The 25,651-nt window shown below is 67.1% G+C and carries 23 protein-coding genes and 1 tRNA gene; 7 read left to right on the top strand and 17 right to left on the bottom strand.

From position 1 onward, the window contains the following. Positions 1–43: 43 nt before the first annotated feature. Positions 44–832 (bottom strand): DUF1206 domain-containing protein, encoded by a 789-nt coding sequence (locus ASE75_RS03500; RefSeq protein ID WP_055928743.1) that lies wholly within the window; start codon positions 830–832, stop codon positions 44–46. Positions 833–1,001: 169 nt separating this feature from the next. Between ASE75_RS03500 and ASE75_RS15665 the strand changes: the two genes are divergently transcribed. Both ASE75_RS15665 and ASE75_RS03490 read left to right on the top strand, forming a co-directional pair. Next, entirely contained in the window at positions 1,002–1,268 is a 267-nt protein-coding gene (locus ASE75_RS15665; protein WP_055928740.1) for a hypothetical protein, read from the top strand. Positions 1,269–1,556: 288 nt separating this feature from the next. Continuing rightward, positions 1,557–2,255 carry a DUF5694 domain-containing protein gene (locus ASE75_RS03490; protein WP_156340089.1) on the top strand — a complete coding sequence of 233 codons (699 nt, stop codon included), beginning with the start codon at positions 1,557–1,559 and terminating at the stop codon, positions 2,253–2,255. A gap of 51 nt (positions 2,256–2,306) precedes the next feature. Here ASE75_RS03490 and ASE75_RS03485 read toward each other — a convergent pair whose 3' ends face one another. From ASE75_RS03485 to ligA, 5 genes are all read right to left on the bottom strand, one after another. Further along, a complete protein-coding gene (locus ASE75_RS03485; RefSeq protein ID WP_055928733.1) occupies positions 2,307–4,166 on the bottom strand; it encodes an ABC-F family ATP-binding cassette domain-containing protein in 1,860 nt (619 codons plus the stop codon). A 273-nt stretch (positions 4,167–4,439) separates the two neighbouring features. Next, positions 4,440–5,240, bottom strand: coding sequence for a LytR/AlgR family response regulator transcription factor (locus ASE75_RS03480; protein WP_055928730.1), 801 nt, complete (start codon positions 5,238–5,240; stop codon positions 4,440–4,442). After that, positions 5,237–6,358 carry a sensor histidine kinase gene (locus ASE75_RS03475; RefSeq protein ID WP_055928726.1) on the bottom strand — a complete coding sequence of 374 codons (1,122 nt, stop codon included), beginning with the start codon at positions 6,356–6,358 and terminating at the stop codon, positions 5,237–5,239. Before ASE75_RS03475 ends, ASE75_RS03480 begins: the two co-directional genes overlap by 4 nt. A gap of 119 nt (positions 6,359–6,477) precedes the next feature. Beyond that, positions 6,478–9,747 carry a TonB-dependent receptor gene (locus tag ASE75_RS03470; RefSeq protein ID WP_055928723.1) on the bottom strand — a complete coding sequence of 1,090 codons (3,270 nt, stop codon included), beginning with the start codon at positions 9,745–9,747 and terminating at the stop codon, positions 6,478–6,480. 167 nt (positions 9,748–9,914) lie between these two features. Continuing rightward, entirely contained in the window at positions 9,915–12,047 is a 2,133-nt protein-coding gene (gene ligA, locus ASE75_RS03465; RefSeq protein WP_055929419.1) for an NAD-dependent DNA ligase LigA, read from the bottom strand. Positions 12,048–12,154: 107 nt separating this feature from the next. Between ligA and ASE75_RS03460 the strand changes: the two genes are divergently transcribed. Further along, positions 12,155–13,138 (top strand): SDR family oxidoreductase, encoded by a 984-nt coding sequence (locus ASE75_RS03460; RefSeq protein WP_055928720.1) that lies wholly within the window; start codon positions 12,155–12,157, stop codon positions 13,136–13,138. A gap of 41 nt (positions 13,139–13,179) precedes the next feature. Here ASE75_RS03460 and recN read toward each other — a convergent pair whose 3' ends face one another. Continuing rightward, positions 13,180–14,838 carry a DNA repair protein RecN gene (gene recN / locus ASE75_RS03455; RefSeq protein ID WP_055928717.1) on the bottom strand — a complete coding sequence of 553 codons (1,659 nt, stop codon included), beginning with the start codon at positions 14,836–14,838 and terminating at the stop codon, positions 13,180–13,182. Positions 14,839–15,002: 164 nt separating this feature from the next. Next, positions 15,003–16,016, bottom strand: coding sequence for an outer membrane protein assembly factor BamD (locus ASE75_RS03450; RefSeq protein WP_055928714.1), 1,014 nt, complete (start codon positions 16,014–16,016; stop codon positions 15,003–15,005). Between the two features lie 136 nt (positions 16,017–16,152). Here ASE75_RS03450 and ASE75_RS03445 point away from each other — a divergent pair, with 136 nt between their 5' ends. Next, positions 16,153–16,977 (top strand): class I mannose-6-phosphate isomerase, encoded by an 825-nt coding sequence (locus ASE75_RS03445; protein ID WP_055928710.1) that lies wholly within the window; start codon positions 16,153–16,155, stop codon positions 16,975–16,977. 219 nt (positions 16,978–17,196) lie between these two features. Continuing rightward, a complete protein-coding gene (locus ASE75_RS03440; RefSeq protein WP_055928705.1) occupies positions 17,197–18,393 on the top strand; it encodes a glycosyltransferase in 1,197 nt (398 codons plus the stop codon). On the opposite strand, the gene ASE75_RS03435 is transcribed toward ASE75_RS03440, so the two are convergent. From ASE75_RS03435 to yajC, 4 genes are read right to left on the bottom strand one after another with little or no spacing between them, the layout of a single operon-like run. Then, complete coding sequence (locus tag ASE75_RS03435) at positions 18,378–18,755, bottom strand: Mth938-like domain-containing protein (RefSeq protein ID WP_055928702.1); 378 nt, start codon at positions 18,753–18,755, stop codon at positions 18,378–18,380. The genes ASE75_RS03440 and ASE75_RS03435 overlap by 16 nt on opposite strands. 5 nt (positions 18,756–18,760) lie before the next feature. Then, a complete protein-coding gene (gene secF, locus ASE75_RS03430) occupies positions 18,761–19,729 on the bottom strand; it encodes a protein translocase subunit SecF (RefSeq protein WP_055928700.1) in 969 nt (322 codons plus the stop codon). 15 nt (positions 19,730–19,744) lie between these two features. Beyond that, positions 19,745–21,346 (bottom strand): protein translocase subunit SecD, encoded by a 1,602-nt coding sequence (gene secD, locus ASE75_RS03425; protein WP_055928696.1) that lies wholly within the window; start codon positions 21,344–21,346, stop codon positions 19,745–19,747. A 4-nt stretch (positions 21,347–21,350) separates the two neighbouring features. After that, positions 21,351–21,689, bottom strand: coding sequence for a preprotein translocase subunit YajC (gene yajC, locus ASE75_RS03420; protein WP_055928693.1), 339 nt, complete (start codon positions 21,687–21,689; stop codon positions 21,351–21,353). Between the two features lie 218 nt (positions 21,690–21,907). On the opposite strand from yajC, the gene ASE75_RS03415 reads away from it, so the two are divergent. Beyond that, positions 21,908–21,984 (top strand) — tRNA-Pro (locus ASE75_RS03415). 55 nt (positions 21,985–22,039) lie between these two features. Here the strand turns inward: ASE75_RS03415 and dcd are convergent. Further along, positions 22,040–22,594, bottom strand: a complete 555-nt coding sequence (gene dcd / locus ASE75_RS03410) for a dCTP deaminase (RefSeq protein ID WP_055928690.1) — start codon at positions 22,592–22,594, stop codon at positions 22,040–22,042. 65 nt (positions 22,595–22,659) lie between these two features. Continuing rightward, positions 22,660–23,496 carry an acyl-CoA desaturase gene (locus ASE75_RS03405; protein WP_200922299.1) on the bottom strand — a complete coding sequence of 279 codons (837 nt, stop codon included), beginning with the start codon at positions 23,494–23,496 and terminating at the stop codon, positions 22,660–22,662. Between the two features lie 163 nt (positions 23,497–23,659). Between ASE75_RS03405 and ASE75_RS03400 the strand changes: the two genes are divergently transcribed. Then, positions 23,660–24,013 (top strand): metalloregulator ArsR/SmtB family transcription factor, encoded by a 354-nt coding sequence (locus ASE75_RS03400; protein ID WP_055928683.1) that lies wholly within the window; start codon positions 23,660–23,662, stop codon positions 24,011–24,013. Here ASE75_RS03400 and ASE75_RS03395 read toward each other — a convergent pair. The 3 genes from ASE75_RS03395 to ASE75_RS03385 are packed head-to-tail and all read right to left on the bottom strand — an operon-like array spanning position 23,972 to position 25,580. Next, entirely contained in the window at positions 23,972–24,421 is a 450-nt protein-coding gene (locus ASE75_RS03395; RefSeq protein ID WP_055928681.1) for a cytidine deaminase, read from the bottom strand. The two genes, ASE75_RS03400 and ASE75_RS03395, sit on opposite strands and share 42 nt — an antisense overlap. Further along, positions 24,418–25,092: a GH25 family lysozyme gene (locus tag ASE75_RS03390; RefSeq protein WP_055928677.1), complete on the bottom strand. Its 675-nt coding sequence runs from the start codon at positions 25,090–25,092 to the stop codon at positions 24,418–24,420. Before ASE75_RS03390 ends, ASE75_RS03395 begins: the two co-directional genes overlap by 4 nt. Positions 25,093–25,097: 5 nt before the next feature. After that, the gene (locus ASE75_RS03385) at positions 25,098–25,580 is read right to left on the bottom strand and encodes a UPF0262 family protein (RefSeq protein WP_055928675.1); all 483 of its coding nucleotides are present in this window, start codon (positions 25,578–25,580) and stop codon (positions 25,098–25,100) included. Positions 25,581–25,651 lie beyond the last annotated feature (71 nt).

The raw sequence follows: 25,651 nt of genomic DNA, 5'->3' as shown, positions 1-25,651 counted from the left end.
CGCCCGGCGGGCGTTCGGGCGGCAATCCCGAAGCGCCGCACGATCAGTCCGCCAGACCCTTCAGCCGGGCGATCACGTCATGGTCGGTGATCCGACGATAGCGTGCCTCGACCAGACTGAACAGGCCGAACAGCGACAGGCCGGCGGCCACGATGATCTGGAGGCTTTCGGGAAACCAGTCGAGCACCTGGTCGATGCCGCCGGCCTCCGCCGCCCTGGCCCGACGCGCCGCCTGCACCAGAAACGCGCCCATCGCCACGAACACGATGCCGCGCGCGGCATAGCCAAGCCGCCCGATCCACCGCACCGCCGGCGACCGCGCGGCATCGGCGTCGATATAGCGCAGGAAGCCAAGCCGGACCGCCTTCAGCAACTGGTACGCGCCGGTGCCGATCAGCACCGCGGCCGCGATCCAGAGCATCGCGACGCCGCCGGGCAGGGTCAGCGCCATCGCCGCCCCCCGCTCGGCCGGATCGCCCGACGCGCGCACGCCGATGCCCGTCGCCAGCGAGGCCGCGGCATAGGCCAAGCCGACATGGGTGATGCCGCTGGCGATCCCGCCGGCGCGCGCGGCCAGCCCGCCGGCACCTGACCCGTGGCCTTCGCTGTCGATCAGCGCCTCGGTCAGCCGCCACACGCCATAGGCGACGAAGCCGATCGCCATGGCCGCCACCGCCAGCTTGCCCGACCCGGTGTTGAGATATTCCAGCGCGCCCGACTGGCTGACCGTGCGGCCGGCGCGGATGACGAGGAAGCCGATGGTGAAGTACAACAGGCCCCGTGCCGCAAAGCCGATGCGGGTCGCGGTTTCCAGGCTGGCGACGCGGTCCATGATATCCCCCTTGTTCGTGATCCCGCTGAACGTTCGCCGGCGCGGCGACGTTCCGGCCGCGTTACGGTGTTCGCCCCCGCGCCGGCGAACCCCATCCAGATCAGGCGCTTTGTCGGCAACCGGTCGTCGCGCTCGCGGGTTGGACGGGCGGAAACAAGGGAGTTCGACGATGGCGCGCGTACCGATGTTCAATCTGGAGGAGGCGATCCGCGCCCAGCGCGCATTGCGCGAGTCGCTGGGGCTGGAGGAAGAAGTGTTTCCGGTCGAGGCGTTCGTCGAAATGATCAGCGACGAGGTCGAGCAGATGCGCGCCGCCGGCCGATCCGATGCCGACATCGTCGCGATCGTCGCCCGGACGACCGGGCAGCAGATTGACCCGTCGGACATCGCCACCCACTATATCGCCCCCGAGCATCGGCATGGCGGCAGGCGATAGGACCGGCATAGCGGCGGCATGGTCCGGCAGGCGGCAGGTGTTACCCGTTTGCCGACGATAACAGTCGATTTTTTGTGGCGGTCCGCCGCCGGTCATGGCTTTATCCGGCTATGACGAAAATTCACCCCATTCGCTCGTCCGGTATAGCCTGATATGCGGAGTCATGTTCATCGGATAGTGATGCTCGCGCTTTGCATGGTCGCGACGACCAGTGTCGGGGCGCGAAACACCGATCAGCCGACATCGGATACGGCAGATACGGCACCGATCTCTGTCATGATCGTCGGCATGTTTCATTTTGGCAATCCGGGCAGGGACGTCGCCAACCTGACGGTGGACGATGTGCTGGCCCCGAACCGGCAAGCGGAAATCGCAACCGTCGCCACGTCGCTGGAACGGTTCAGGCCGACGCGGGTCGGGGTGGAATGGCCGGCGGCCAAAGCCACACGGGATTATGCGGCCTATCATGCCGGCACGTTGCCGCCCTCGCGCGACGAGGTGACGCAATTGGCATTCCGGGTGGCGAAGGCGCGAGGGATCGCGCAGGTCGATGGTCTCGATGTAGCGGTCGGGCTGCCGTTCGGACCAGCAATGGCCTATGCCAAGGACCATGGCCAGACGGCCCTGATCGACCAGATCACGAAGTTCGGTAACGCGGCGGTGGCGGCGCAGGCGCATGCCCTGGCGACCCGGGGGATTGCAGCTGTCCTTCGGCTGTTGAACGATCCGGTCAATGGTAACGGCCATCATCTGTATCGTGAGTTGCTGAAGGCGGGCGATGGCGACACGCAGCCGGGTGTGGATGTTTTCGTCGCGTGGCAACGCCGCAACGCGCTGACCTGTGCCAAGCTGTTGCAGACGGCCCGACCCGGCGACCGGATGATGGTCTTCTACGGCGCCGGTCACCTGCCCCTGCTGCGCCAGTGCGTGGCGGAGACGCCCGGCTATGTGCTCGTCGATACCATGGCCTATCTGCCACCACGATAAATAATCTGCGAACCCGGCCTGTGCGAGGTGCTTGGGGATGGCGACACCGCCCTAAGCGGCGACGCCCTCCAGCGCCTCGCTCGCCTCCAGCCACTTCGCCTCGCTGGCGGCCAGCTTGGCCTCGACCTCGGACCGGCGCTTCATCAGTTCGGTCATCGACAGGCGGGAAAAGCGCGGCTCGGCCTTTTTCGGGTCGGCCATCGCGGTGTCGACCGCGTTCAGTTCGGTGGTGAAGCGGGCGGTGTCGGCCTCGATATCGCGGATCGTCTTCTTCATCGCGGTTTCGCGGTCGCGCGCGGCGGCGGCGGCCTTCTTGTCCTTCTTCGGCCCCTTGCCGCCCGTATTCTTGGCCGAGCTGCCCAGCACCAGCGCGATATAGTCGTCGAGGCTGCCGTCATATTCGCGCGCGGTGCCGTCATCGACCAGCACCAGCCGGTCGGCGGTGAGTTCGAGCATGTGGCGATCGTGGCTGACCAGCACGACCGCGCCGGTATAGTCGTTCAGCGCCTGGACCAGCGCCTCGCGCGCGTCGACGTCGAGATGGTTGGTCGGCTCGTCGAGGATCAGCAGATGCGGCGCGTCGCGCGTGATGAGCGCCAACGCGAGCCGCGCACGCTCGCCGCCGGACAGCCGGCCGACCTTGGTCGTCGCCTTCTCGCCCGAAAAGCCGAACCGGCCGAGCTGCGCCCGCACGGCGGCGGGCGTCGCGCCCTTCATCATATGGGTCATGTGTTCAAGCGGGGTATCCTCGGTATCGAGTTCCTCGACCTGATACTGGGTGAAATACCCCACCTTCATCTTGCCCGACGACGCCATGTCGCCGTCCATCGGCGTCAGCTGCGCGGCCAGCAGGCGGGCGAGCGTGGTCTTGCCGTTGCCGTTGCGACCCAGCAGGGCGACCCGGTCGTCAGGGTCGAGCCGCATGTTCAGCCGCTTCAGGATCGGCACCTCGCTATACCCCACCGACGCCATGTCGAGGGTGATGAGCGGCGGGCGCAGCTCGGTCGGGTTGGGGAAACCGAACGACAGCGTGGGATCGTTGAAGCTCTCGGCGATCGGCTGCATCTTCGCCAGCATCTTCTGGCGTGACTGGGCCTGTTTGGCGGTCGAGGCGCGGGCGGAGTTCTTGGCGATATAGCTTTGCAGCTTCTCGCGCTGGACCGCCTGGTTGGCGCGCGCCGCCTCGATCTGCGCGAGGCGTTCGGCGCGCTGACGCTCGAACGCGTCGTAGCCGCCGGGGTAGAGCGTGACCTTGCCGCCCTGCAGATGCAGGATGTGGTCGACGACGTTGTTCAGGAAATCGCGCTCGTGGCTGACGACGACGATGGTCGCCTTGTAGCCTTTGAGGAAATCCTCCAGCCACATGACCGCTTCGAGATCGAGATGGTTCGACGGCTCGTCGAGCAGCAGCACGTCGGGTTCGGAGAACAGCAGCGCGGCCAGCGCCACGCGCATTTTCCACCCGCCCGAAAAGCTGTCGAGCGTGCGCTGCTGCATCTCCTCGTCAAAGCCCAGGCCAACCAGGATGCTCGCGGCGCGCGCCGGGGCGGTATAGGCGTCGATCGCCATCAGCCTTTCGTACACCTCGCCCAGACGGTCGGGATCCTCGCACGTCTCGCTCTCGATCATCAGCGCGGCGCGCTCGACATCGGCGGCCAGCACCGTCTCGAACGGCGTCATGTCGCCGTGGGGCGCTTCCTGCGCGATATAGCCGAGGCGGCTGCCCTTGGGCATTTCCGCCTTGCCGGCATCGGGTTCGAGCTGGCTGGCGATGACCCGCACCAGCGTCGACTTGCCGGCACCGTTGCGGCCGATCAGGCCGACACGGCTGCCGGGGGGCAGGGCGGCGGTCGCGCCATCGAGGATGACGCGTCCGCCAAGACGGACCGTGATATCGCTGAGCTTGAGCATGATCGCGCCGTTAGCAGATGCAGCACGATTTTGCGAGGGGGGGGGGCAAACGCCGTCACGGGAGGCGCGTTGTCGTGGGCGGCCCGAACCCGGGGAGCCATGTTGGTAGACTCCAGGCCCGCCCCCTTGATCCAGACCCCGGTTCCCCGGCGGAGGCCGGGGTCCAGTCGGGGAAGCGTTTGCGGTAGCTTGCCCACGTCAGTCCAACTGGACCCCGGCCTGCGCCGGGGAACCGGGACTGGCTTGGGGGGGGGGCAGTGCCCCTCCCGGCGATCAGTGGACGAAGCGCGCCACCACGTCGCGGTAGCTGCGGCTGACCTTCACGCTGGCCCCTGAATTGAGCACCAGGAAACATTCGCCATTGGTGTGCGGCTTCACCTGCTTGACAAGGTCGAGGTTGACGATGGTGGAGCGGTGGACGCGCTGGAACCGGCGCGGGTCGAGCCGCTTTTCCAGATCCTTCATCGTTTCGCGCAGGATCAGCGTGTTGTCGCCGGTGTAGATGCACATGTAATCGCCGGCCGCGTCGATCCGCTCGATCGTGTCGACATCGACGCGGAAGATCTGGCCGCGATCCTTGATGTTGATGAGCTTTTCGAACCGGTTCGACGCCGGCTCSCCGCCGCCGTCGGTCATGTCCTCGACCGCATTGGGGGCGTGCTCGGCCAGCACCTCCTTCAGCTTCTCGACCTCCTCGACGCCGCGCTTTTCGGCGAGGCGCTGGCGGACGCGCTCGATCGTGTCGGCGAGGCGCGATTCGTCGACCGGCTTCATCAGGTAATCGACCGCCTGCGCCTCGAACGCGCGCAGGGCGTGGTCGCTGTACGCGGTGACGAAGACGAACAGCGGCGGTTCGACCTCCATCAGCCCCTGTACCACCGAGAAGCCGTCGAAGCCGGGCATCTGGATATCGAGGAAGACGAGGTCGGGCTTGTGGGTCTTGATGGCGCGGATCGCCTCGCGGCCGTTCTGGCATTTGTCGATGATCTCGACGTCGTCATGCGCCTGCAACCGGAGCTCCAGGCCCTGGATCGCCAGCGGCTCGTCATCGACGAGAATGGTACGGATGGTCATGCGGCCTCTCTGTTCACGTCTTCCAGCTGATACGGGATCTCGATCTCGACCGAGAAGCCGCCAGCCGGCGTGGAGCGCGTTTCGAACCGGTGGTCAGGCCCGTAAGCCTGTCCCAGCCGATCCCTTATATTGGCGAGCCCCACGCCGGTTGAAAGGGATGGACGGACTTGGCGTTCGTTCAAGCCCGGTCCGGTATCGGATACGGCGATCTGCACCCGTTCCCCGTTCAGCCGCACGGCGACCCGGATTTCGGCCCCGTCCTCCTGCGGCGTCACCGCATATTTGATCGCGTTTTCAACCAGGGGTTGCAGCAGCAGCGAGGGCAGGCGGGCGCGTTCGGCGCGCGGGTCGATGTCGAAGACGGGGCGCAACCGGTCCTCGAACCGCATCTTCTCGATCTCCAGATACAGCTTCAGCGTCTCGACCTCCTGCGCGACCGTCACATGCGCGGTCGGCTCGTTGGCGAGCGTGTAGCGCAGGAAGGACGACAGCCGGCTGAGCATCGCGTTGGCCCGCTCGGTCTGTTTCAGCAGCACCAGCGTCGAGATGGAATTGAGCGTGTTGAACAGGAAATGCGGGTTCAGCTGATAGCGCAGCATCGCCAGTTGCGCCGACGACGCCTGCGTCTCCAGCACCTGCATCTGGCCGATCTGGTGTTCGACGATCAGGTAGAAATTGATCCCGAAATACAGCGCCGACCAGCCCGCCAGCACGGTGAAGTTCAGGAACACGCTGCCCAGCACCAGCGTCAGCGTGATGCCCGGCGCGGTCGTCTTCATGAACGAGAAGGTGAAGGCCATCAGCACCGCGTACAGCACGGTGGCGGCCAGCAGCGTGGCGACCGTCAGCATGATCCCCGGCAGGCGCGGCAGGCGGCGATAATAGCCGTACAGCGTCGAGAGCAGCAGGGTGATGCAATAGCCGAGAATCGCCTCGATGATGATCGGGATGATCCCCTCGAAAGACAGGCCGTTCGAGATCGAGGATACCGCGCGCAGGCCCAGATAGCCGCTCCACCCGACGGCCTGCAGGGTCCAGAAGGCGCGACTCTTGTCCTCGAAGAACGGTCGCGCGGTCAGGGGCAGGTTGCGCCCCGGGGGTGCCGGTTGGGTAGCCATGGGCTGGCATCCCTACACCGGCTGGGGCCTGTGGGCAAAACCGGTGGGCGGAAAAGCAAAAAGCCGCCGTCCCGAGGGACGACGGCTTTTCGTTGCGGTCAGGTCTGTGTTGCGCCGGATCAGAACTTGAAGCGGGCGCCCAGACGGATGGTGTAGAGCGAGCCGTTGAACACTGGCGATACGGCCTCGGCCGGCTCGCGGTACGACGAATAGCGGTACGAGGCGCACTGCTGGTTCGCCGCGGTGTTCACGACGCCGGCGGCGGTCAGGCACTGCACCTGCACGACCGATGCGGTGTACGGGAAGCCAAGCTGGCGCAGGCCGCCCCACTTGCTGCTGAGCAGGTTGGGCAGATTTTCGATATCCGCGAACAGCGAGATGCGCGACTTGCCGATGAAGGTCGGGATCTCCTGTTCGGCGTGCAGATCGATCCGGGTGAAGGCGCGGCTACGGGCGATGTTGCGCCCGGCGATCTTGCCGCGATAATCCTTCAGCGCCGAATTGTTGATCAGCGTGTCGAGCGCCGCCTGGGTGGTGGCGTTGTCATAGCTGACCAGCGCGTCGCTGGGGCCGGTCGGCACATACAGCAGGTAACGGTTGTTGTTCGACAGCGTGCCGAACACCGGGCTGCGCTGCGATCCGCTGGCCGCCTGGTCGATCATCGTGAAGCTGTACGGACGGCCCGCACGCGTCTCGCCGAACAGCTGCAGGGTGGTGCGGTAGTCGCCGAAGAACGCGTGGTCATAGCCGATGTTGTACTTGAACGCCCACTTGGTCTGGTCGTTCGACGTGCCGTACGCCGCGAAGTTCGGGTCGAGGAACGCGCCGTTGCCGTAGTTGGACGAGGCGGTCGACGAGGTGGCCGGCGTCGCGTCCTTCACGTCCTGCCAGGCGTAGCTGCCGCCGATCGACAGGCCGAAGTCGAAGTCCTTCGAGGCGCGGACGTCGAAGACGTGGCCACGACCAAGCGAGGTGTTCGACAGGACGATGTCGGTGTTGGTGTCGGTGAAGCTCAGCCCGCCGGTGTTGGTGCGCGCGGCATAGCGGTTGCGACCGTCGGGCAGGCGACCGATGACGGTCGAGCGCGCGTCGGTGAACAGCACCTGCTGCACGACCTGCGAGTAGATATAGTCGGCACCGACCTGAACGCCGAACAGGTCGTAATCGGCCGAGAAGGTCGCCTTCAGCGTCGACGGCAGGTCGAAGCTCGGGTCGATCGCGTTGACCGGCGCGGTGCTGAGCGCCGCCGTGTTGGTCGACAGGAAGTTCGTGACGGCGGGCGCGAAGCTGGTGCCGGTCACGTTGTTCAGCGCGGCTGCGCCGACCACGTCGCTGACGTTGAAGCCGGTCGCCGAGGTCCGGTTGATGTTGATCTGGTTGGTGACGATGCCCGTGTTGGAAAAACTGTTCGCCAGATAGACGTCGGGCGACCCGCCGCCGAAGATGCCGGCACCGCCGCGCAACTTCAGGCGTGCGGTCGGCTGGAAATCCAGGCCGATGCGCGGCTGGAACATGCCCAGACCCTTGTAGGTCTTGGTATTGGCAAAGCCGATGCGGTTCTGGAAGTTCTGGTTGTAGGGGATCGTGCTGCGCATGCCGTACAGGTCATAGCGGAAGCCATAGGTGACGTTCAGCTTGTCGTTGACGCGCCACGTGTCCTGCGCGCCGGTCGTGACCTGGATATAGCCGAAGCGGGCGGCGGCATCCTGCGTGTTCAGGCTGACCGCGTCCTGATAGCTCAGCGTGTCGGCATTGCCGGCAGCGAAGCCGAGCAGCGAGTCGAAATAATAGGCTCCGGCGCTGCGCTGCAGGAACAGGTTGTAGATGCTGACCTTGCTGACTTCGGCCAGCAGGCGGATCTCGTGATCGCCGGCGGTGACGTTGGCCAGAACCGAGCCGCCATAGGTGTCGGTGTTGAATTCGTTCGACTGGCGCGAGATGTCGGGGCCGAAGAAGATGGTCGGGGTGCCCGCCGAGCAGGTGTTGCGCGACCCGGTAGAGAGCGGATCGAGGCAGACACCGAACTGTGCGAAGTTGTTACCCAGCAGCGGCAGCGATTCCCGCTTGTAGCTCTTGTACAGGCCGCGGATTTCAGTCGAGAAGGTGTCCGACCAGTCCGAATTCAACTGGACGATGCCGGCCCGCAGCAGCTCGTTCAGCTGATAACCGTTCGATTCCAGGCCTAGCGACGGGGTCGTGTTCGACTGCGACGTGTTCTGGTTGAAGGTCGCCTCGTCATAGGCGTTGGTGTAGCTGATCGCCAGCTTCTGACCGTCGGTGATGTTCCAGTCGATCTTGCCGACGAACTTCTCGTCCTTGGCATTGGCGACCGACAGCACGCCGCCGGTGGTGTAGCCGTAGCGCGACTGGGCGATCGACGTGACGTTGGCGACCTGCCCGTCGGTCAGGAAGCCCGTCGTGGACGACGTGTAGGGAATCTGGGTGGCGGCGGCGATCGCCAGCGGACGCGGCTCGGTGTTGCGCTCGCCCGAGATCATGAAGAACAGCTTGTCCTTGATGATCGGGCCAGACAGCGTCGCGCCATACGTCTCGGACTTGAACTTGGTGACCGGGCGCGTGAACGACCCGATCCGTTCGCCGTACAGGCCGTCGGTGTTCTGCGAATAGAAGCCGTTGCCGTGGAATTCGTTGGTGCCCGACAGCAGCGTCGCGTCGATCGCGCCGCCCTGGAAATTGCCCTGACGGAAGTCATAGGGGGCGATCGAGACGGATACCTGGGCGATCGCGTCGAAAGGGATCGGGCCACGGCCGGTCGGGCTGGCGTCGGGGTTCAGGCCAAAATTGTCGCTGACCGACACGCCGTTGATCGAGAAGCGGTTGAAGCGCGAATTGGTGCCGGCAAAGGTGACGGCGCGGCTGTTGGCCAGATCCAGCGTGGCGAACGGGTCGCGGCGCTGAATGTCGCGGATGTCGCGGTTGACCGAAGCGACCTTGGCGATGTCGCGCGCGTCCAGCACCGTCTGCGGGCCGTTCGACGTGACGCCGGCGCCGACGATCGAGCGGGCGGTGATGACGATGTCGCCGCCGTCATTGGCGGCTGCGTTGGCCAGGTCGACCGGCAGGTCATAGGGCTGGCCGACGACGGTGTAGATGTCGGTGACCGAGGTCGTGCCCTGCGGCGACGTGATCTCGACCGTGAAGGGGCCGCCGGCGCGCAGGCCGGTCGCGGTGAACGTGCCGTTCGCATCGGTCGTGCTGGTCGACCGCGTGCCCGAGGGGACGTTGATGATGACGACATCGGCACCGGCGACGGGCGTGCCGGCGTTGACGACGCTGCCGCGGATCGTCGACGTCGTGTCCTGCGCCATGGCGGCGGCCGGTGCGACGAGCGCAGCAATGGCGGCACCCAGGAAAAGGCTGTTACGCATGAAAGAGTCCCCTTTAGAGCATGTGCTCTGAATCCGCGGCTTCGGTGTGCCGGATGCCGCGTCCGTGCAGGGGAAATATTTCGGTTCCGTGACTCATGCCAGTTGCAAACCGTATACCGACCGATCCTTCATGGTGCGTTGCAAAAAGGCAACGGCTTTTCGCCCCGTCAGGGGGCGGCGGCGGCAACCAGCGCGGTCCATTCGGCTTCGGTCATGACGGCAATTTCCAGATCCTGCGCCTTTTTCAGCTTGGATCCCGCCCCCGGTCCGGCGATGACCAGATCGGTTTTCGCGGACACCGAGCCGCTGACGCGCGCGCCCAGCGCCTCGGCCTGCGCCTTGGCCTCGTCGCGGCTGATCGTCTCCAGGCTGCCGGTGAAGACCAGCGTCTTGCCCGTCACCGGCGATGCGCGGGTTTCGTGCACCGCATCGGCGATGGTCAGTTCGCGGGCCAGATCGGCGACCACGTCGCGGTTGTGCGGTTCGGCAAAGAAGTCGAACAGCGCCTCGGCCACCTCCGGCCCGACCTGTGCCGTGTCGACCGCGGCGACCATGGCGCGCTGGCGACGCAGCTCGAACTTGCGGTCGGGTTCGCCGATCGCCGGCACCGTGTCAGCGCGTAACGCCAGTCCCGCGTCGATCATCGCCATGAACGCGGCAAAGCTGACATAGCGCCGCGCGAGGTCGCGCGCAGTGGTGGCCCCGACATGGCGGATGCCCAGTGCGAACAGGAACCGGTCGAGCGGGATCGTCCGTTTTTCCTCGATCGCGGCGAGCAGGTTGTCGACCGAGGTTTCCGCCATCCGCTCGCGCGCCAGCAGGACGTCGCGTTGCCCACGCAGACGAAAGATATCGGCGGGCGATTCGATCAGGCGATCGTGGAAGAACGCCTCGATCCGCACCAGCCCCAGCCCGCGAATGTCGAACGCCGCGCGCGAGGCGAAGTGGATCAGCCGCTCCACCCGCTGCGCCGGGCAGACGAGGCCGCCCGAACAGCGCCAGTCGACCTCGCCCGCCTCGCGTTCCGCCGCCGACCCGCATTCGGGGCAGTGGGTGGGGAAGGGCCAGGGCGTGCGGGTGTCGTCGCGGCTCAGGTTGTCGGCGATCTGCGGGATGACGTCGCCGGCGCGCTGCACCACGACCCGGTCGCCGGGGTGGACGCCCAGCCGGGCGATCTCGTCGGCGTTGTGCAGCGTCGCGTTGGTGACGACGACGCCGCCGACCGTCACCGGTTCCAGCCGCGCGACCGGGGTCAGCTTGCCGGTGCGGCCGACCTGGATGTCGATCGCCTTCAGGGTGGTCTGCGCGCGTTCGGCGGGAAACTTGTGCGCGATCGCCCAGCGCGGGGCCCTGGCGACCTGGCCCAGCCGCGCCTGCCAGTCGAGCCGGTCGACCTTGTAGACGACACCGTCGATGTCGAACGGCAGGTCGGCGCGTGCCGCCTCGATCGTGCGATAGACGTCCAGCGCGGCCGCTGCGCCGTCGACCCGCGCGAAGCCGTCGGCGACGGGAAAGCCCCAGTCGCGCAGGCACGCGACGACGCCGGCCTGCGTGTCGGCGGGCAGCGCGGACGCCTCGCCCCAGCCATGCGCCAGGAACCGCAAGGGCCGCGTGGCGGTGACGGCGGCATCCTTCTGGCGCAGCGACCCGGCGGCGGCGTTGCGCGGGTTGGCGAACTGGCGTGCCTTGTCCGGCGTGCCGACCTCGGCCAGCAGGCGGGCGTTGAGCGCAGTGAAGTCGCCCTTGGCCATATACACCTCGCCGCGCACCTCGAACACCCCCGGGGCCTCGCCGGGGAGCGAGTCGGGAATGTCGGCGATCGTCGCGACGTTGGCGGTCACATCCTCGCCGACCTGCCCGTCGCCGCGGGTCAGCGCCTGCACCAGCCGCCCGCCCTCATAGCGCAGCGAACACGACAGGCCGTCGATCTTCGGCTCGGCGGTCAGCGCGACGGGGGTGTCCTCGGGCAGTTTCAGGAAGCGGCGGACGCGGGCGACGAACTCGGTCACCTCCTCATCGGAAAAGGCATTGTCGAGGCTCATCATCGCCCGCGCGTGCGGCACCTTGGCCAGATGCCCGGCGGGGGCGGCACCGACCGTCCTGCTTGGCGAATCGGCGCGGACCAGATGCGGGAACGCCGCCTCGATCGCGGTGTTGCGGCGGACCAGCGCGTCATAGTCGGCGTCCGCGATCTCGGGCGCGTCGTCGGTATGATACAGCGCGTTGTGGCGGGCAATCTCGGTCGCCAGCGTCGCCAGGTCGGCGGCGGCGTCGATGTCGGTCTGGGGCAGCGGATCCATGGGCATTGGGTAGGCGAGCGGGCGCAGCGCGGCAACGTCGCTTTTCGAATGAACATCGCAGCCGGCAAAGTGTTGGGACTTCAACATCATAGCCGGAGCCTGCCCCCATGACCGACCACAGCAACCGCCGCGACATCCTGAAGGGCAGCGCGGTCGCCGGCCTTGCCGCCGCCGCCGCGCCCGCCTTTGCCCAGACCGCGCGGCCCGCCGTAACCTTGCGCGACCCGCAGACGAACCACCCGAGCCAGCCCTTCGCCGAACAGCCGCAAAAATGGCCGGCGCTGCAACGCGACATGAAACCCGTGCCCGACTGCGGAGAGGCGACCTATCGCGGTTCCGGCCGGTTGCAGGGGATGAAGGCGCTGGTGACCGGCGGCGATTCAGGGATCGGCCGCGCCGCCGTCATCGCCTTCGCGCGCGAGGGTGCCGACGTCGCGATCAACTATTACCCGACCGAGGAACCGGACGCACAGGATGTCGCAAAGCTGCTCCGCGCGGAGGGGCGCAAGGTCGTGCTGCTGCCGGGTGACCTCACCGACGAGGCGTTCTGCAGCCGCCTGATCGCGCAGGCGGCGAAAGGGCTGGGCGGACTCGACATCCTGGTGAACAACGCGGCCTATCAGCAGTCCAAGGCCTCGATCGCCGACATCACGCCGGCGCAGTTCGACCGGACGATGAAGACCAATGTCTATGCCCCGTTCTGGCTGAGCAAGGCGGCCGTGCCGCTGATGAAGCCGGGCGCGAGCATCATCAACACCGCGTCGGTCAACTCGTTCAATCCGGGCGAGGAACTGCTGGATTATGCAACCACCAAGGGGGCGATCATGATCTTCACCAAGGGGCTGGCCAAGCAACTGGCCAAGCAGGGCATTCGCGTGAACGCGGTCGCGCCCGGCCCGGTTTGGACCCCGTTGCAGGTGGCGGGCGGGCAGTTGCCGGGCAAGCTGGGCGAGTTCGGGCAGGACACGCCGCTGGGCCGCGCGGGCCAGCCGGGCGAACTCGCATCGCTGTACGTCGCGCTGGCCGAGCCGGGGACCAGCTTCACCACCGGCAGCGTGTTCGGCGCGAATGGCGGGACGGGCACGATCTGACGCGCCAACCCGGACCGGCGCGGTCGCGAAACCACGCCGGTCTAGGCCGTTTCCAGCAACCGGGCGGCCTGCGCGCGCGCCTCGTCGGTGACGGTCGCACCGGACAGCATGCGGGCGATTTCCTCGCGCCGTTCCGCCTCGGGCAGCGCGCGGACGCCGGTGCGGGTGACGGTGCCGTCATGGCTCTTGGCGATCATGAAATGCTGGCGGCCGCGCGCCGCGACCTGGGGTGAGTGCGTCACGACCAGCAACTGCGTGTTCTGCGACAGGCGCGCGAGTCGCTCGCCGATCGCCGAGGCCACCGCGCCACCGACACCGCGGTCGATTTCGTCGAAGATCATCGTCGCGGCACCACCCTGTTCGGCCAGCGCGACCTTCAGCGCGAGGATGAAACGCGACAATTCGCCGCCGCTCGCGATCTTGATGAGCGGGGCGAACGGCGCGCCGGGGTTGGTCGAAATCTCAAACTCGACCCGGTCCTTGCCCGCGCCCGACCAGCCGTCGACCCCGAGCGGCGCGAGTGCCGTGCGGAAGCGCGCGGCATCCAGCTTCAACGGGGCAAGCTCGCCCGCCACCGCCGTATCGAGCCGGGCGGCGGCGGCGGCCCGCGCCTTCGTCAGCCGCGTGGCCTCCGTCGCATAGGCGGCATGGGCCTGTGCGACCTGCGCCTCCAGCTTCGCGATTCCGCCTTCGCCCGCCTCCAGCCGTTCCAGCCGGCCGCGCATCTCCTCGGTCAGCGTCGCCAGCTCGTCGGGCTGGACCCGGTGCTTGCGCGCCATGGCCCTGAGCGCGAACAGCCGTGCCTCGTCATCCTCCAGCGCGCGGGGGTCATAGGCGAGCGCGGCGCGCGCCTCGCGCATCCGGTCGTCGGCGGCCGACCCCTCGATCACCGCGCGGTCGACCGCGGCCAACGCCTCGGCCAGCGCGGGGTGATCGTCGGCGATCCGTTCCAGCACGCGCGCGGCCTGGCGCAGCTTGGCTAAGCCACCGTCCGATCCGTCAAGATAATCGTCGATCGCCGCCAGATCGTCGGTGATCTTTTCCGCGCGCTGCATCGTCCGGCGCTGGTCGGCCAGCACCTCCTCCTCGCCCGGTTCGGCGGCCAGCGCGGTCAGTTCGGCGACGGTGTGTTCCAGCCATTCGCGGTCGCGCGCCGCCGTCTCGATGTCCGCGCGTGCCGTGGCCAGCGCGGTTTCCGCCGCGCGGACGGCGGCCCAGGCGGCGGTCGCGACGCTGGTGTCGATCCGCCCGAACAGGTCGAGCAGCGCGCGATGGCCGGTGGCGGCCAGCAGCCCGCGATCGTCGTGCTGGCCGTGGATCTCCACCAGATGCGGGGCCATCTCGCGCAGCAGCCCGGCGGAGGCCGCCTGATCGTTGATGAATCCCCGGCTGCCGCCGTCCGCCTTGACGATGCGTCGCACCAGCAGCGGTTCGCCGGGTTCGACCGCGATCCCGTTGTCGTCGAGCAGGGCCGCGACCGCGCCGGCGGGTGCGTCGAAGGTCGCGGTGACGACCGCCTGTTTGGCACCGTGGCGCACCAGCCCGCTGTCGCCGCGCGCACCCAGTGCCAGTCCCAGCGCGTCGAGCAGGATCGACTTGCCCGCGCCGGTTTCCCCGGTCAGCACATCGAGTCCGGCCCCGAATTCAAGGTCCAGCGCCTCGATGAGCACCACGTCGCGAATGGCAAGAGCGGTCAGCATGGCGCCTCCCTTAGAACAAAACCGGTCCAGGGAAAATGGGGCGTGTCGGGGGCGTGGGCGCGGCGCGGGTATCGCTTGAGGCAGGTCAATATGACGCCAGTCGACGCTCGCAATGACGGGCGGTGGGACGCTCCGGCCGCGATCACGCCACCGAAGGGCTGTTCTTACGGCGTCGTGGTCGGCGCAATCGGCGGCGCGCCGGGGGTCGTCGTACCGCCGGGCGCGTTCGAGGTGTTGCCGACGCCGCCGCTGGGCGAGGTGGGCGTGGTCGATCCCGGTGCCTCGGCGCGCGGCGTTACATTGGCGGTGCCCGGGGTTACGACCTCGTCGACCGATACCGAGGGCAGGCCGGGCGTGCCGACGGGAATGATCTGTTCCCCCCGGGCGACCGGCGGCAATGGCATGGCGGGGTATTTCTTCACAAGGTCGTAGGCGCGCTTGTACCAGCTGGTGCCGGGATAGTTGCGGCCCAGTACCGATGCCGACTTCACGGCCTCCTCCGGCACGCCAAGCGCCAGATAGGTTTCGGTCAGGCGCATCAGCGCCTCCGGCGTGTGGGTCGTCTGCTGATAGGTGTCGACCACGGTGCGGAACCGCAATGTCGCCGCCAGCCACTGGCCGCGGGTCTCGTAGAACCGGCCGACCTCCATCTCCTTGCCCGCGAGATGATCGTTGACCAGGTCGACCTTCAGCCGCGCGTCCGCCGCATAGCGCGTGTTGGGATAGCGGCGCATCAGTTCGCCCAGCGCATCGAGCGCCTGGCGGCTGATCTTCTGGTCGCGGGTCACGTCGCTGATCTGCTCGTAATAGCTGAGCGCGATCAGATAATAGGCATAGGGCGCGTCGCGATTGCCGGGATGGACCGAGATGAAGCGCTGCGCCGACTGGATCGATTCGGTGTAGCTGCTGTCGAGATAATAGCTGTACGCGCTCATCAGCTGCGCGCGGCGCGCCCAGATCGAATAGGGATGCTGACGCTCGACCTCGTCGAACAGGATCGCCGCTTCCTTGTAGCGCCCGGTGTCGAGCCGCTTTTTGGCGAGGGAATACAGCGTGCCGACGTCGCGCGCGACATAGGGCACGTCCCCCTTTGCCCGATTGGTGGCACAGCCGGCCATCGGAAGGGCGAAAGCGGCGATCAGCGCGAGTGACAGCGCCTTGGACTGGGGGATACGCATCGGCAATGTCCTTAGCGTATCCGCGCCCCAACGAACAATCCCCTTAACCGAACGAACAATCTCCTTCCGGTGGCGGGATAGCCGGGGCATGACGCGCGTTATTGCACCCGTTCCGTCATGCCAAGAAGGACAGCCGATGCCCGCGACCCTGCTCCACACCCATCGCGTCGAAAAGCCATGGGGCCGCCACACCCTCTACCCCGGCTTTCCCGATCCCGAGTCCGGCAGCGATCCGGTCGGCGAGGTGTGGTTTCAGGCGCCCGGCGACACCTCGCCCGACCTGCTCATCAAATACCTGTTCACCAGCGAAAAACTGTCGGTGCAGGTCCATCCCGATGACGCACAGGCGCAGGCGCGCGGTCTGCCGCGCGGCAAGGACGAATGCTGGGTCATCCTCGACGCCGCACCCGATTCGACGATCGCCCTAGGTCCGAAAAAGACCATGACCCGCGACGCGCTGCGCGCCGATGCGCAGGACGGCTCGATCGAGGACGATCTCGACTGGGTGCCGGTGAAGGCGGGCGATTTCTATTACGCGCCCTCGGGCACGATTCACGCGATCGGCGGCGGCCTGACCCTGATCGAGGTGCAGCAGAACTCCGAAACCACCTATCGCCTGTACGATTACGGCAGCGACCGCGAACTGCACCTGAAGGACGGCGTCGATGTCGCGCACCTCGACCCCTATCGCCCGATCGACGCGCCGGGCGGCGACGAGCCAGGCCGCAAGGTGATGGTCGAGGGGCCGAAGTTCGTGCTGGAACGCTGGACTGGTGGCGAGCGGGCGGTAACCGTGCCCGAGGGCAAGACCGCATGGCTGATCCCGATCACCGGGTCCGGCGATGTCGGTGGCGTCGCCTTCAAGGCGGGCGAGTGCGTGACCGTGACCGGCAGCGAAACCGTGACGTCGAGCGACGACGCGGATGTGCTGTTCGCCTATCCGGGTACGCAGCGAATCTGATCCATGCCGTCCCGGCGTCGGTGCGCCGGGATAGTCCAGGCGGGTCGTGGTGGCGTTTCCTTGCACCACGCTGCTTTACCCTATTCTCCTGGATCCCCGCCTTCGCGGGGGGGGGGGCATGCGCGCTCCGTGACGCCGGCCGCCAATCGAAGGGCCTGATGGAAGGCCCCTTGCGGGCGGGACAAGACTTTTAACCCGCCCGCACTACATCCACCCGGTATGTTACGCGTCCTGACCCTGTCCTCGCTGTTTCCTGATGCCACCCGGCGTAATTTCGGCGTGTTCGTCGAGCAACAGACTGTGGGCCTCGCCGCCCGCGATGACGTCGCGCTGACCGTGGTCGCCCCGGTCGGCCTGCCGCCGTTTCCATTCGATCGGCGCGGTCGCCATGCGCGGCTGGCCGCGCTGCCGCTGGTCGAGGACTGGAAGGGCGTGACCGTCCACCGGCCACGGTTTCGCGCGTGGCCGCTGACGGCGGGCCGCTGGTATGCGGCGGCGTTGGCGCGCGCGGTCACCCCGGTGCTGGACGGACTCGCGGCGGGCGAAGGATTCGACGTGATCGACGCATCGTTCTTCTTCCCGGACGGCGTCGCGGCGGCCGCGCTTGGCCGACGGTACGGCGTACCGGTGTCGATCAAGGCGCGCGGGGCCGATATCCACCATTGGGGCACCGCGCCCGCGACCGCGCACCAGGTTCGCGCGGCCGGCCGGGCCGCCGATGGCCTGCTGGCGGTGTCGGCGGCGATGCGCGACGACATGATCGCGCTGGGGCTGCCGGGCGACCGGATCCGCGTTCATCACACCGGTGTCGACCATGACCGCTTCGTCGCCGGCGACCGGGCGGCGCAGAAGGCCGCGCTTGGGGTAACCGGGCCGCTGGTGCTGTCGCTGGGCGCGCTGATCCCGCGCAAGGGTCATGACATCGTCATGACCGCCATCGCCACGCTGCCGGGCGTCACTCTGGTCATCGCCGGCACCGGTCCCGACCGGGCGGCGCTCGAAACGCTGGCGGTAGGGCTTGGTGTTGCCGAGCGGGTACGGTTTCTGGGCGACGTGGCGCATGCCGCGTTGCCGGCGATCATCGGTGCGGCGGATGTGATGGCGCTCGCCTCCGCGTCGGAAGGACTGGCCAATGCCTGGGTCGAGGCGCTGGCCTGCGGCACGCCGATCGTCATCACTGATGCCGGCGGCGCGCGGGAGGTGGTGCGTTCGCCCGCGACGGGCCGGGTGGCGATGCGCGACCCGATCGCCTTTGCCGCCGCCATCGCCGACTTGCTCGCCGATCCGCCAGCGACCGATGCGGTGCGCGCAGGGGCGGCGGGTTTCACCTGGGAGGCGAACCGCGATTCGCTGTTCGACCACCTGTCCGGGCTGGTGGCCGGCTATTCAGCCGAACCGGTTCAGGCGATCGGGTAGAGCGCGGCGACGATCGACCGGCCTTCGCTGCGCAGCACGCCCCAGGCGCGGGCGGCGGCGCGGCTGTCCATCGCCTCGACGCCGATGCCCATCGCCTCGACCGCGCGAACCAGCGCGACCGGCGGGCGCACCAGCGTCGCACCGGTGCCGATCAGGAGAAATTCAGGAGTGTTCCCGAGCAGGCCCGCCACGTCGGCGATGGTCAATGCCTCGACCGGCGGTGGTGTCCAGCCGTCCGCCGACGCCGGCGTCAGCAGGACGGCGGCGTGGACCGTCTCGCCGCCCGCGCCGTCGCCCACCTTGAACCCGCCGCCGGAAAAGCCGGTGACGATCGGGCCGCCCGGCGACCGGTCCAGGTCCATCCGCATCAGCGGTCCTGCTTCGGCCCGACGCGCTCTGCCTTGTCGAGCATGCTCGGGGCCTTCGCGGTCGGCTCGGCGCGCAGGCCCAGCGTGATGAGCAGCGACGACGAGACGTAGATCGACGAATAGGTGCCGACGACGATGCCCAGGATCATCGCGGCGGTGAACCCGCGCAGCACATGTCCGCCCAGCAACAGCATCGCCACCAGCGCCAGCAGGATCGTGACCGACGTCATCACCGTGCGCGGCAGGGTTTCGTTGACCGACAGGTTGATGATCTCGCGCATGTCCATCTTGCGATACCGGCGCATGTTCTCGCGGATACGGTCGTCGATGACGATCTTGTCGTTGATCGAATAGCCGATGATGGTCAGCACGGCGGCGACGATGTTCAGGTCGAAATCGAACTGGGTCAGCGCGAAGAACCCCAGCGTCATCAGCAGATCGTGGACGATCGCGACGACGGTGGACACGCCGAACTGCCATTCGAACCGGACGATCGTGAACAGGGCGATGCCCAGCACTGCCAGCACGACCGCGAGGATGCCGTTGGAGATCAGCTCGCCCGACACCTTGCCCGACACCGTCGAATAGCGCGAGAAGGTAGCCCCCGGGAACGCCTGTGCGACCGCGGCCTCGACCTTCTTCACCGCAGCGTTGGTCGCACCCTCGTCCGCGCCCTGCTGCACCGGCAGGCGGATGGAGATGGTGCGCGGGTCACCCTGCTGCTGCAACGCGGCCTCGCCCAGGTTCAGATTGTCGATGACGCCGCGCAGCTTGTCCTGCGACGGCGGCGTCACGAACTTTTCCTCGATCATCAGGCCGCCGGCAAAGTCGACGCCCATGTTCAGCCCCCTGGTGAACACCAGCGCGACCGCCAGGATCGACAGCACCATCGTCAGCCCGAACGCCCAGTTGCGCAGGGAAACGAAGTCGATGTTGGTATTGTCGGGGACAAGTTTCAGAAGTTTCATGTGTGTTCCCCGCGATCAGATATTGATCGTCTGCGGCCGCGCCCTGCGCAGCCAGATCGCGACCAGCATCCGGGTAAAGGTGACGGCGGTGAACACCGACGTGCAGATGCCGATCAGCAGGACGACCGCGAACCCCTTCACCGGACCGGAGCCGAGCAGCAGCATGATGACGCCCGAGATGGTGTGGATCACGTTCGCCTCGAAGATCGTGCGCGACGCCTCCTTGTAGCCCAGCTCGACCGACTGGACGATGCTGCGCCCGCGCCGGTGTTCTTCGCGGATTCGTTCGTTGATGAGCACGTTGGCGTCAACCGCGGTGCCGATGGTCAGCACGAATCCGGCGATACCGGGCAGGGTCAGCGTGCCTTCGAGCAGCGCGAGAACGCCAAGGATGACGAACACGTTGATGACGACGGCAAGGTTCGCGTAAAATCCGAACCGGCCATAGGTTATCAGCATGAACGCCACGACCAGCGCGACCGCGACGGCGCAGGCCAGGATGCCCGCGCGGATCGAATCGGCGCCCAGTTCCGGCCCGACGGTCGATTCCTCGACCACCTTCAACGCCACCGGCAGCTTGCCCGAACGCAGCGCGATGGCCAGTTCGTTGGCGGTCTGCACCGTGTAGTTGCCGGAGATCGACGCGCGACCGCCAAGGATCGGTTCGTTGATGTTGGCGACCGAGATCACCTTGTTGTCGAGGATGATTGCGAACGGCTTGCCGACATTGTCCTGCGTCACCCGCGCGAACTTGCGCCCGCCATTGCCGTCGAAGGTGATGGCGATGTTGGGGGCGTTGGTCTGCTGGTCGAATTCCTGCCGGGCGTCGATCAGCTCGTCGCCCGAAATGATGACCTGCCGCTTCAGCGCCTCGAACGGTGCCCCGCGCGGATTGCCCGGATAGGGCAGGACCTGGCTGCCGATCGGCGCGCGACCCTTGGCGACTTCGGCCGGATCGGCGCTTTCGTCGACCAGCTTGAATTCGAGCTTGGCGGTCTTGCCCAGCAGGTCCTTCAGCTGTTGCGGGTTCTGCAGGCCCGGCACCTGGACGAGAATGCGGTTGTCGCCCTGGCGCACGATCGTCGGCTCGCGCGTGCCCAGCTCGTCGATACGGCGGCGCACGACGTCGGTCGCGTCCGCCATCGCGCTGTCGATCGCTTCCTTCAGGCCCGCCTCGGTCGGCTTCAGCACGAAGCGGCTGGTGTCGACGACGCTGATGTCCCACTGGCGCTGGCCGGTCATGCCGGCGCCGGTGCCGGTGATGGTCAGCAGGCGCTCACGCGCGGCATCGACTTGGCTTGGGTCCTGCAACAGGAAGGTCAGCCGACCGCCGCGGGTGGAAATGTCACCGATCGCGATGCGCGGGGTGCCGCGCCGCATTTCGGCCTGCACCTGGTCGCGCATCGTCTCGATCCGCGAATTGGCGAGGTCGGCGGTTTCCGCCTCCAGCATCAGATAGCTGCCGCCCGCCAGATCGAGGCCCAGGTTGATACGCGATGCGCCCGCCAGCCAGGCCGGGGTGTAGCGTTCGGGGATAAAGCTCGGGATCGCGATCGCGCACAGCACGGCCAGCAGGCCGCAGATCCAGGCGATCTTCCAGCGGGGAAAGTCGAGCATCGGGTCAGTCGTTCGCCGGCTTGGACATTGCGTTGACGACTTCGGTCAACGTCGACTTCACCACGCGGACGCGGGTGTTGGGCGCGATCTCGACCTCGACATATGCGTCCTCGACCTTGGTCACCTTGCCGACGATGCCGCCCGAGGTCACGACCGTGTCGTTCTTCTTCACCGCCTGGATCGAGGCGGCCAGCGCCTTCATCCGGCGTTGCTGCGGGCGGATCATGAGGAAATAGAAGACCACGAAGATCAGGAACAGCGGCGCGATGCTGATGAACGAGGCAAGGCCACCGGAAGGTGCGGCAGCGCCGGCAGCCTGGGCATAGGCAGAGGAAATGAACATGACGTCCCGACTTTGGCTTGGAGGCGACGGACGCGATACACGCCTGTCCTACATGGCTCGCCCGCTATCACCGCTTGCGCGGGCGTGCAACACGGACCACCGCCAGCCCCCGGGTCAGCGGCGGGTGGATATCGCCGTCCATGGGGCGCTAAATGCACGAAAGGCTCCGCGTACCGCTTGCATCTGGCGCAAACCCGGCGTAACTGCCCGCCCTCGGTCGGGGCGTAGCGCAGCCTGGTAGCGCATCACACTGGGGGTGTGGGGGTCGCAGGTTCGAATCCTGTCGCCCCGACCAAGATTTCCGGGGCAAGATTTCGGGGGAATGCCGGATCAGCCCGGCCCGAACAGCATCACAGCTTCGGCAACGTCACCCCGCGCTGACCCATATATTTTCCCGCCCGGTCGGCATAGCTCGTTTCGCACGGCTCGTTTCCCTTGAGGAACAGAAACTGGCATGCGCCCTCATTCGCATAGATCCGCGCGGGAAGGGGCGTGGTGTTGGAGAACTCCAGCGTCACATGCCCCTCCCAGCCCGGCTCCAGCGGGGTCACGTTGACGATGATCCCGCACCGCGCATAGGTCGATTTACCAAGACAGATGACCAGCACGTCGCGGGGCACCCGGAAATACTCGACCGTGCGGGCCAGCGCGAAGCTGTTGGGCGGGATGATGCAGACATCGGTCTTGCGGTCGACGAAGCTGTTGGCGGCGAAGTTCTTCGGGTCGACGATCGCGCTGTCGACATTGGTGAAGATCTTGAACTCGTCCGCCACCCGCGCGTCATAGCCATAGGACGACAGGCCGTAGCTGATGCAGCCCTCGTTGCGCTGGCTCTCGACAAACGGCTCGATCATCGCATCGGCCAGCGCGCGTTCGCGAATCCAGCGGTCGGACAGGACGGACATGATGCTTCCCCTTTGTACGTCCGCGCCTTGCGACGAAAGCGGGGCGGGCGGCAAGGGGGTGCGCGTCACGCGACCCGCCGCAGCCCGGCGCGCGGTACGAGATCGCCGGGCTGTTGGAGATCGTGAACCAGCCCGATGCGCGCCAGCATGGTCAGCACCCACCAGCCCGGATCGGCCTGACCCGGTTCCACACCCAGTCGCGCGGATCCCGGCCACGCATGATGATTGCCGTGCCAGGCCTCGCCAAAAGTGACGAGGGCGGCGATGGGCAGATCGTGGCCCTGCACGGCGGTATCGTCGACCGACCAGCCCTGTGGGCCGCGGCGATGCGTGATGTGACCGACCAGCCAGTGGCCGGTCACGCTGACCGCAACGCGGACGGGCACGCCCCAGACCAGCCACGCCGGTCCGCCGAACCAGAGAAGCAGGATCGCCCACGGAATCTGCTGCGCCATCCAGTATCGCTCCAGCCAGGCAAGGAAGGGATCGGTTCGCAGATAGCGTTCGGGCCGGAAGCGGGGCGGCGCGCGGAGATCGAGCCGACAGTGCATCTGCCACCAGGCATCTTTCCAGAAGGACGCGCGATGGGCGTGAAGGTCGTGGCAGGCACGCTGACGCTGCGCCCAGTCGCGCATGTCGTGCAGGCGCACCATGCCAAGCGGTCCGGCCATGCCAACGAGGGTGCCGAGATAGACGAGCAATCGCTCGAACCACAGCGGCGCGGAAAGGCTGCGGTGGATCAGCAGGCGGTGAAGGCCGATCGAGTGCCCGAGGCAAAGGGTCAGTGCCGAACTGACGAGAAATACAACGACCGCGCCCGGTGTGACGTAGAGCGGGGCCAGGACTATCGCCAGCAGTGTCATGCCGCCGATCCACAGCGATCGGGCCGGTGCCCATCGCACGCGGCCGTCGGTGGCACAGCTCTGGTCGTCGGCAATCATCCGATCGCTGGACAGGCAAGGCATAACGACTCATCCTTAGATGGTTAGGCAATAACCTAAACACCAGAGGCTGGATTTGTCGATAGTTAGTTTAGCGCCTATATGCCGAGGCTAAGGAGTCCGCATGCAACGTATCTTCGAAGCCCTCGCGTCGGCACCGCGTCGGAAAATCCTCGCCTATCTCGCGCATGCCGAGCTGAATGCCGGCGAAATCGCGTCACGGTTCGCCATGTCGAAACCTTCGATTTCGCAGCATCTGTCCGTGCTGGAATCAGCCGGTCTGGTGGCCAGCGAGAAGCGAGGCCAGTTCATCTATTATCGTCTGGTGCCGGAAAGTCTGGCGAACACGCTGAACGGCTTCGTGCAGGATGTCTGCCCGGTCAGTCGGCCGTTAAGGCGGGAAAGTCAGGCGTTGGCGGACGACAATCGGGGCGCGTCACCCAATCCCCAGATCCGCCGGTCCGAAGGCGTCGGGTAGCAGCGCCGACAGGCGGTAGCTGGCGATCGCGTCGCCTTGCGCGCCCGCGCAGTGGACGGCCAGGTCGCGGCCGCCCATCTGTGCGGCCTCGTTCAGCACCTGGCGGCAGCGGCCGCAGGGGCGCACCGGCGTGTCACCGGTGGCGCGGCCGGCGGCGTCCATCGCTCCGCCGATGACGCCGATCGCGACGACCTCGCGCAGCCGCCCGCTTGCGCTGACGGTCGCGATCGCCACGGTTTCGGCACAGAGCGACAGGCCGTAGCTGGCATTTTCGACGTTCGCGCCCGTCACGATGCTGCCGTCAGACAGCAGCACCGCCGCGCCGACCGCGAAGCGCGAATACGGCGCATGGGCATTCGTCGCGGCGGCGCGGGCCGCGTCGATCAGTCGTCGTGCTTCGTCGGTCATTGTGCCACCACGTCCCAGTTTACCGGTCCCTCGACCCCGTCGATCCGCCGAATGTCGCTCGCCCGCCACATCGCCCAGGGCCGCGCGGCATAGTCCGGCGCGCGGAAATTGGCCATCTCCCAGGTCGGCCGGTGGAGCGCCTCGGTCAGCGCATAGCGCGATTCGACCGGTTTCGCGATCCGCAGCAGCGCGGGCTTGCCCGTGTGTGTCTCGACCATCGTCACGAACCGGGCAAGGTCGGCGACCAGCGCCGCGCGCTCGGGCCGCGCGGTACAGTCGTCGTGAAAGCTGACATCGACCGCCATCGGCAACGCGTCGGCCGACGTCGGCACGAAGGTGTTGAACGCGTTCGCCTGATCCACCGGGGGCTGGCACAGCGAATAGACATGGACCGCCCCGCGCCGCAGGCCCGCCTCGGGCAGCGCCGCCCAGTTCGCCTCGAATCCGGCATCGCGGCGGTCGCGGCCCGAGGTCGCGACGACATAGGCGAAGTCCGCGCCGGCCGCACGGACCATCGGCCATTCGACCGCGCCGGCCCCTTCGGACAGGTCGATTCCCTGCAACGGATAGTCGGCGGGCGCGGGTCGCCAGCGGGTCGCCTTGTGCCAGCCGACGATGCCGAGCGTGCCGACGACCGCCAGGACGATGGCGAACAGGACCGAGCGGCGCAAAACCGTCAGGCCTTGATGTGCAGGACGCAGATCAGCGTGAACAGCCGGCGCGCGGTGTCGAAATCGACCTCTACCTTGCCGGCCAGCCGCTCCATCAGCAGGTCGGCCGCGTCGTTGTGGACGCCGCGCCGGGCCATGTCGACGGTCTCGATCTGTTGCGGCGTCGAGGCGCGAATCGCCTGGTAATAGCTGTCGCAGATCGCGAAATAATCGCGGATCGGCCGGCGGAACCGCCCGAGCGCGAGGATCAGCGTTTCCAGCGGCGATCCGTCCTCGCGCTTGATCGCCATCACCAGCCGTCCCTCCTCGACCGCCAGCGCGAGCCTGTACGGCCCGGCATAGCCGTCGGGCTGGACCCGTTGCGGCGCGAAGTGATTCCCCTCGATCAGGTCGAAGATCGCGATCCTGCGTTCCTGCTCGATATCCGCCGAGCGCCACAAAATGGTGCCTTCGTCGAGTGTCACGTCGATGATGCGGGGATCGGCCATTCCGGTTCGATAGTAGGGATGCGGCCCCGCGACAATCCGCGCCACACTATCCACAGCTAATCCCGCCCGCA

The sequence above is a fragment of the Sphingomonas sp. Leaf17 genome (assembly GCF_001421505.1).
In the GTDB taxonomy this organism is placed as follows: domain Bacteria; phylum Pseudomonadota; class Alphaproteobacteria; order Sphingomonadales; family Sphingomonadaceae; genus Sphingomonas.
This window is presented reverse-complemented; position numbering and strand designations above follow the sequence as displayed.

What these genes read in the sequence shown, in the direction of transcription:
- dcd (WP_055928690.1), bottom strand. Translation starts at nt 22,594, where the DNA reads ATGTCCGTCCTGTCCGACCGCTGGATTCGCGAACGCGCGCTGGCCGAT.
- ASE75_RS03475 (WP_055928726.1), bottom strand. Translation starts at nt 6,358, where the DNA reads ATGGCTACCCAACCGGCACCCCCGGGGCGCAACCTGCCCCTGACCGCG.
- ligA (WP_055929419.1), bottom strand. Translation starts at nt 12,047, where the DNA reads ATGGATCCGCTGCCCCAGACCGACATCGACGCCGCCGCCGACCTGGCG.
- ASE75_RS03450 (WP_055928714.1), bottom strand. Translation starts at nt 16,016, where the DNA reads ATGCGTATCCCCCAGTCCAAGGCGCTGTCACTCGCGCTGATCGCCGCT.
- ASE75_RS03445 (WP_055928710.1), top strand. Translation starts at nt 16,153, where the DNA reads ATGCCCGCGACCCTGCTCCACACCCATCGCGTCGAAAAGCCATGGGGC.
- secF (WP_055928700.1), bottom strand. Translation starts at nt 19,729, where the DNA reads ATGAAACTTCTGAAACTTGTCCCCGACAATACCAACATCGACTTCGTT.
- ASE75_RS03500 (WP_055928743.1), bottom strand. Translation starts at nt 832, where the DNA reads ATGGACCGCGTCGCCAGCCTGGAAACCGCGACCCGCATCGGCTTTGCG.
- ASE75_RS03400 (WP_055928683.1), top strand. Translation starts at nt 23,660, where the DNA reads ATGCAACGTATCTTCGAAGCCCTCGCGTCGGCACCGCGTCGGAAAATC.
- yajC (WP_055928693.1), bottom strand. Translation starts at nt 21,689, where the DNA reads ATGTTCATTTCCTCTGCCTATGCCCAGGCTGCCGGCGCTGCCGCACCT.
- recN (WP_055928717.1), bottom strand. Translation starts at nt 14,838, where the DNA reads ATGCTGACCGCTCTTGCCATTCGCGACGTGGTGCTCATCGAGGCGCTG.
- ASE75_RS15665 (WP_055928740.1), top strand. Translation starts at nt 1,002, where the DNA reads ATGGCGCGCGTACCGATGTTCAATCTGGAGGAGGCGATCCGCGCCCAG.
- ASE75_RS03395 (WP_055928681.1), bottom strand. Translation starts at nt 24,421, where the DNA reads ATGACCGACGAAGCACGACGACTGATCGACGCGGCCCGCGCCGCCGCG.
- ASE75_RS03460 (WP_055928720.1), top strand. Translation starts at nt 12,155, where the DNA reads ATGACCGACCACAGCAACCGCCGCGACATCCTGAAGGGCAGCGCGGTC.
- secD (WP_055928696.1), bottom strand. Translation starts at nt 21,346, where the DNA reads ATGCTCGACTTTCCCCGCTGGAAGATCGCCTGGATCTGCGGCCTGCTG.
- ASE75_RS03440 (WP_055928705.1), top strand. Translation starts at nt 17,197, where the DNA reads ATGTTACGCGTCCTGACCCTGTCCTCGCTGTTTCCTGATGCCACCCGG.
- ASE75_RS03470 (WP_055928723.1), bottom strand. Translation starts at nt 9,747, where the DNA reads ATGCGTAACAGCCTTTTCCTGGGTGCCGCCATTGCTGCGCTCGTCGCA.
- ASE75_RS03435 (WP_055928702.1), bottom strand. Translation starts at nt 18,755, where the DNA reads ATGGACCTGGACCGGTCGCCGGGCGGCCCGATCGTCACCGGCTTTTCC.
- ASE75_RS03485 (WP_055928733.1), bottom strand. Translation starts at nt 4,166, where the DNA reads ATGCTCAAGCTCAGCGATATCACGGTCCGTCTTGGCGGACGCGTCATC.
- ASE75_RS03490 (WP_156340089.1), top strand. Translation starts at nt 1,557, where the DNA reads ATGTTTCATTTTGGCAATCCGGGCAGGGACGTCGCCAACCTGACGGTG.
- ASE75_RS03385 (WP_055928675.1), bottom strand. Translation starts at nt 25,580, where the DNA reads ATGGCCGATCCCCGCATCATCGACGTGACACTCGACGAAGGCACCATT.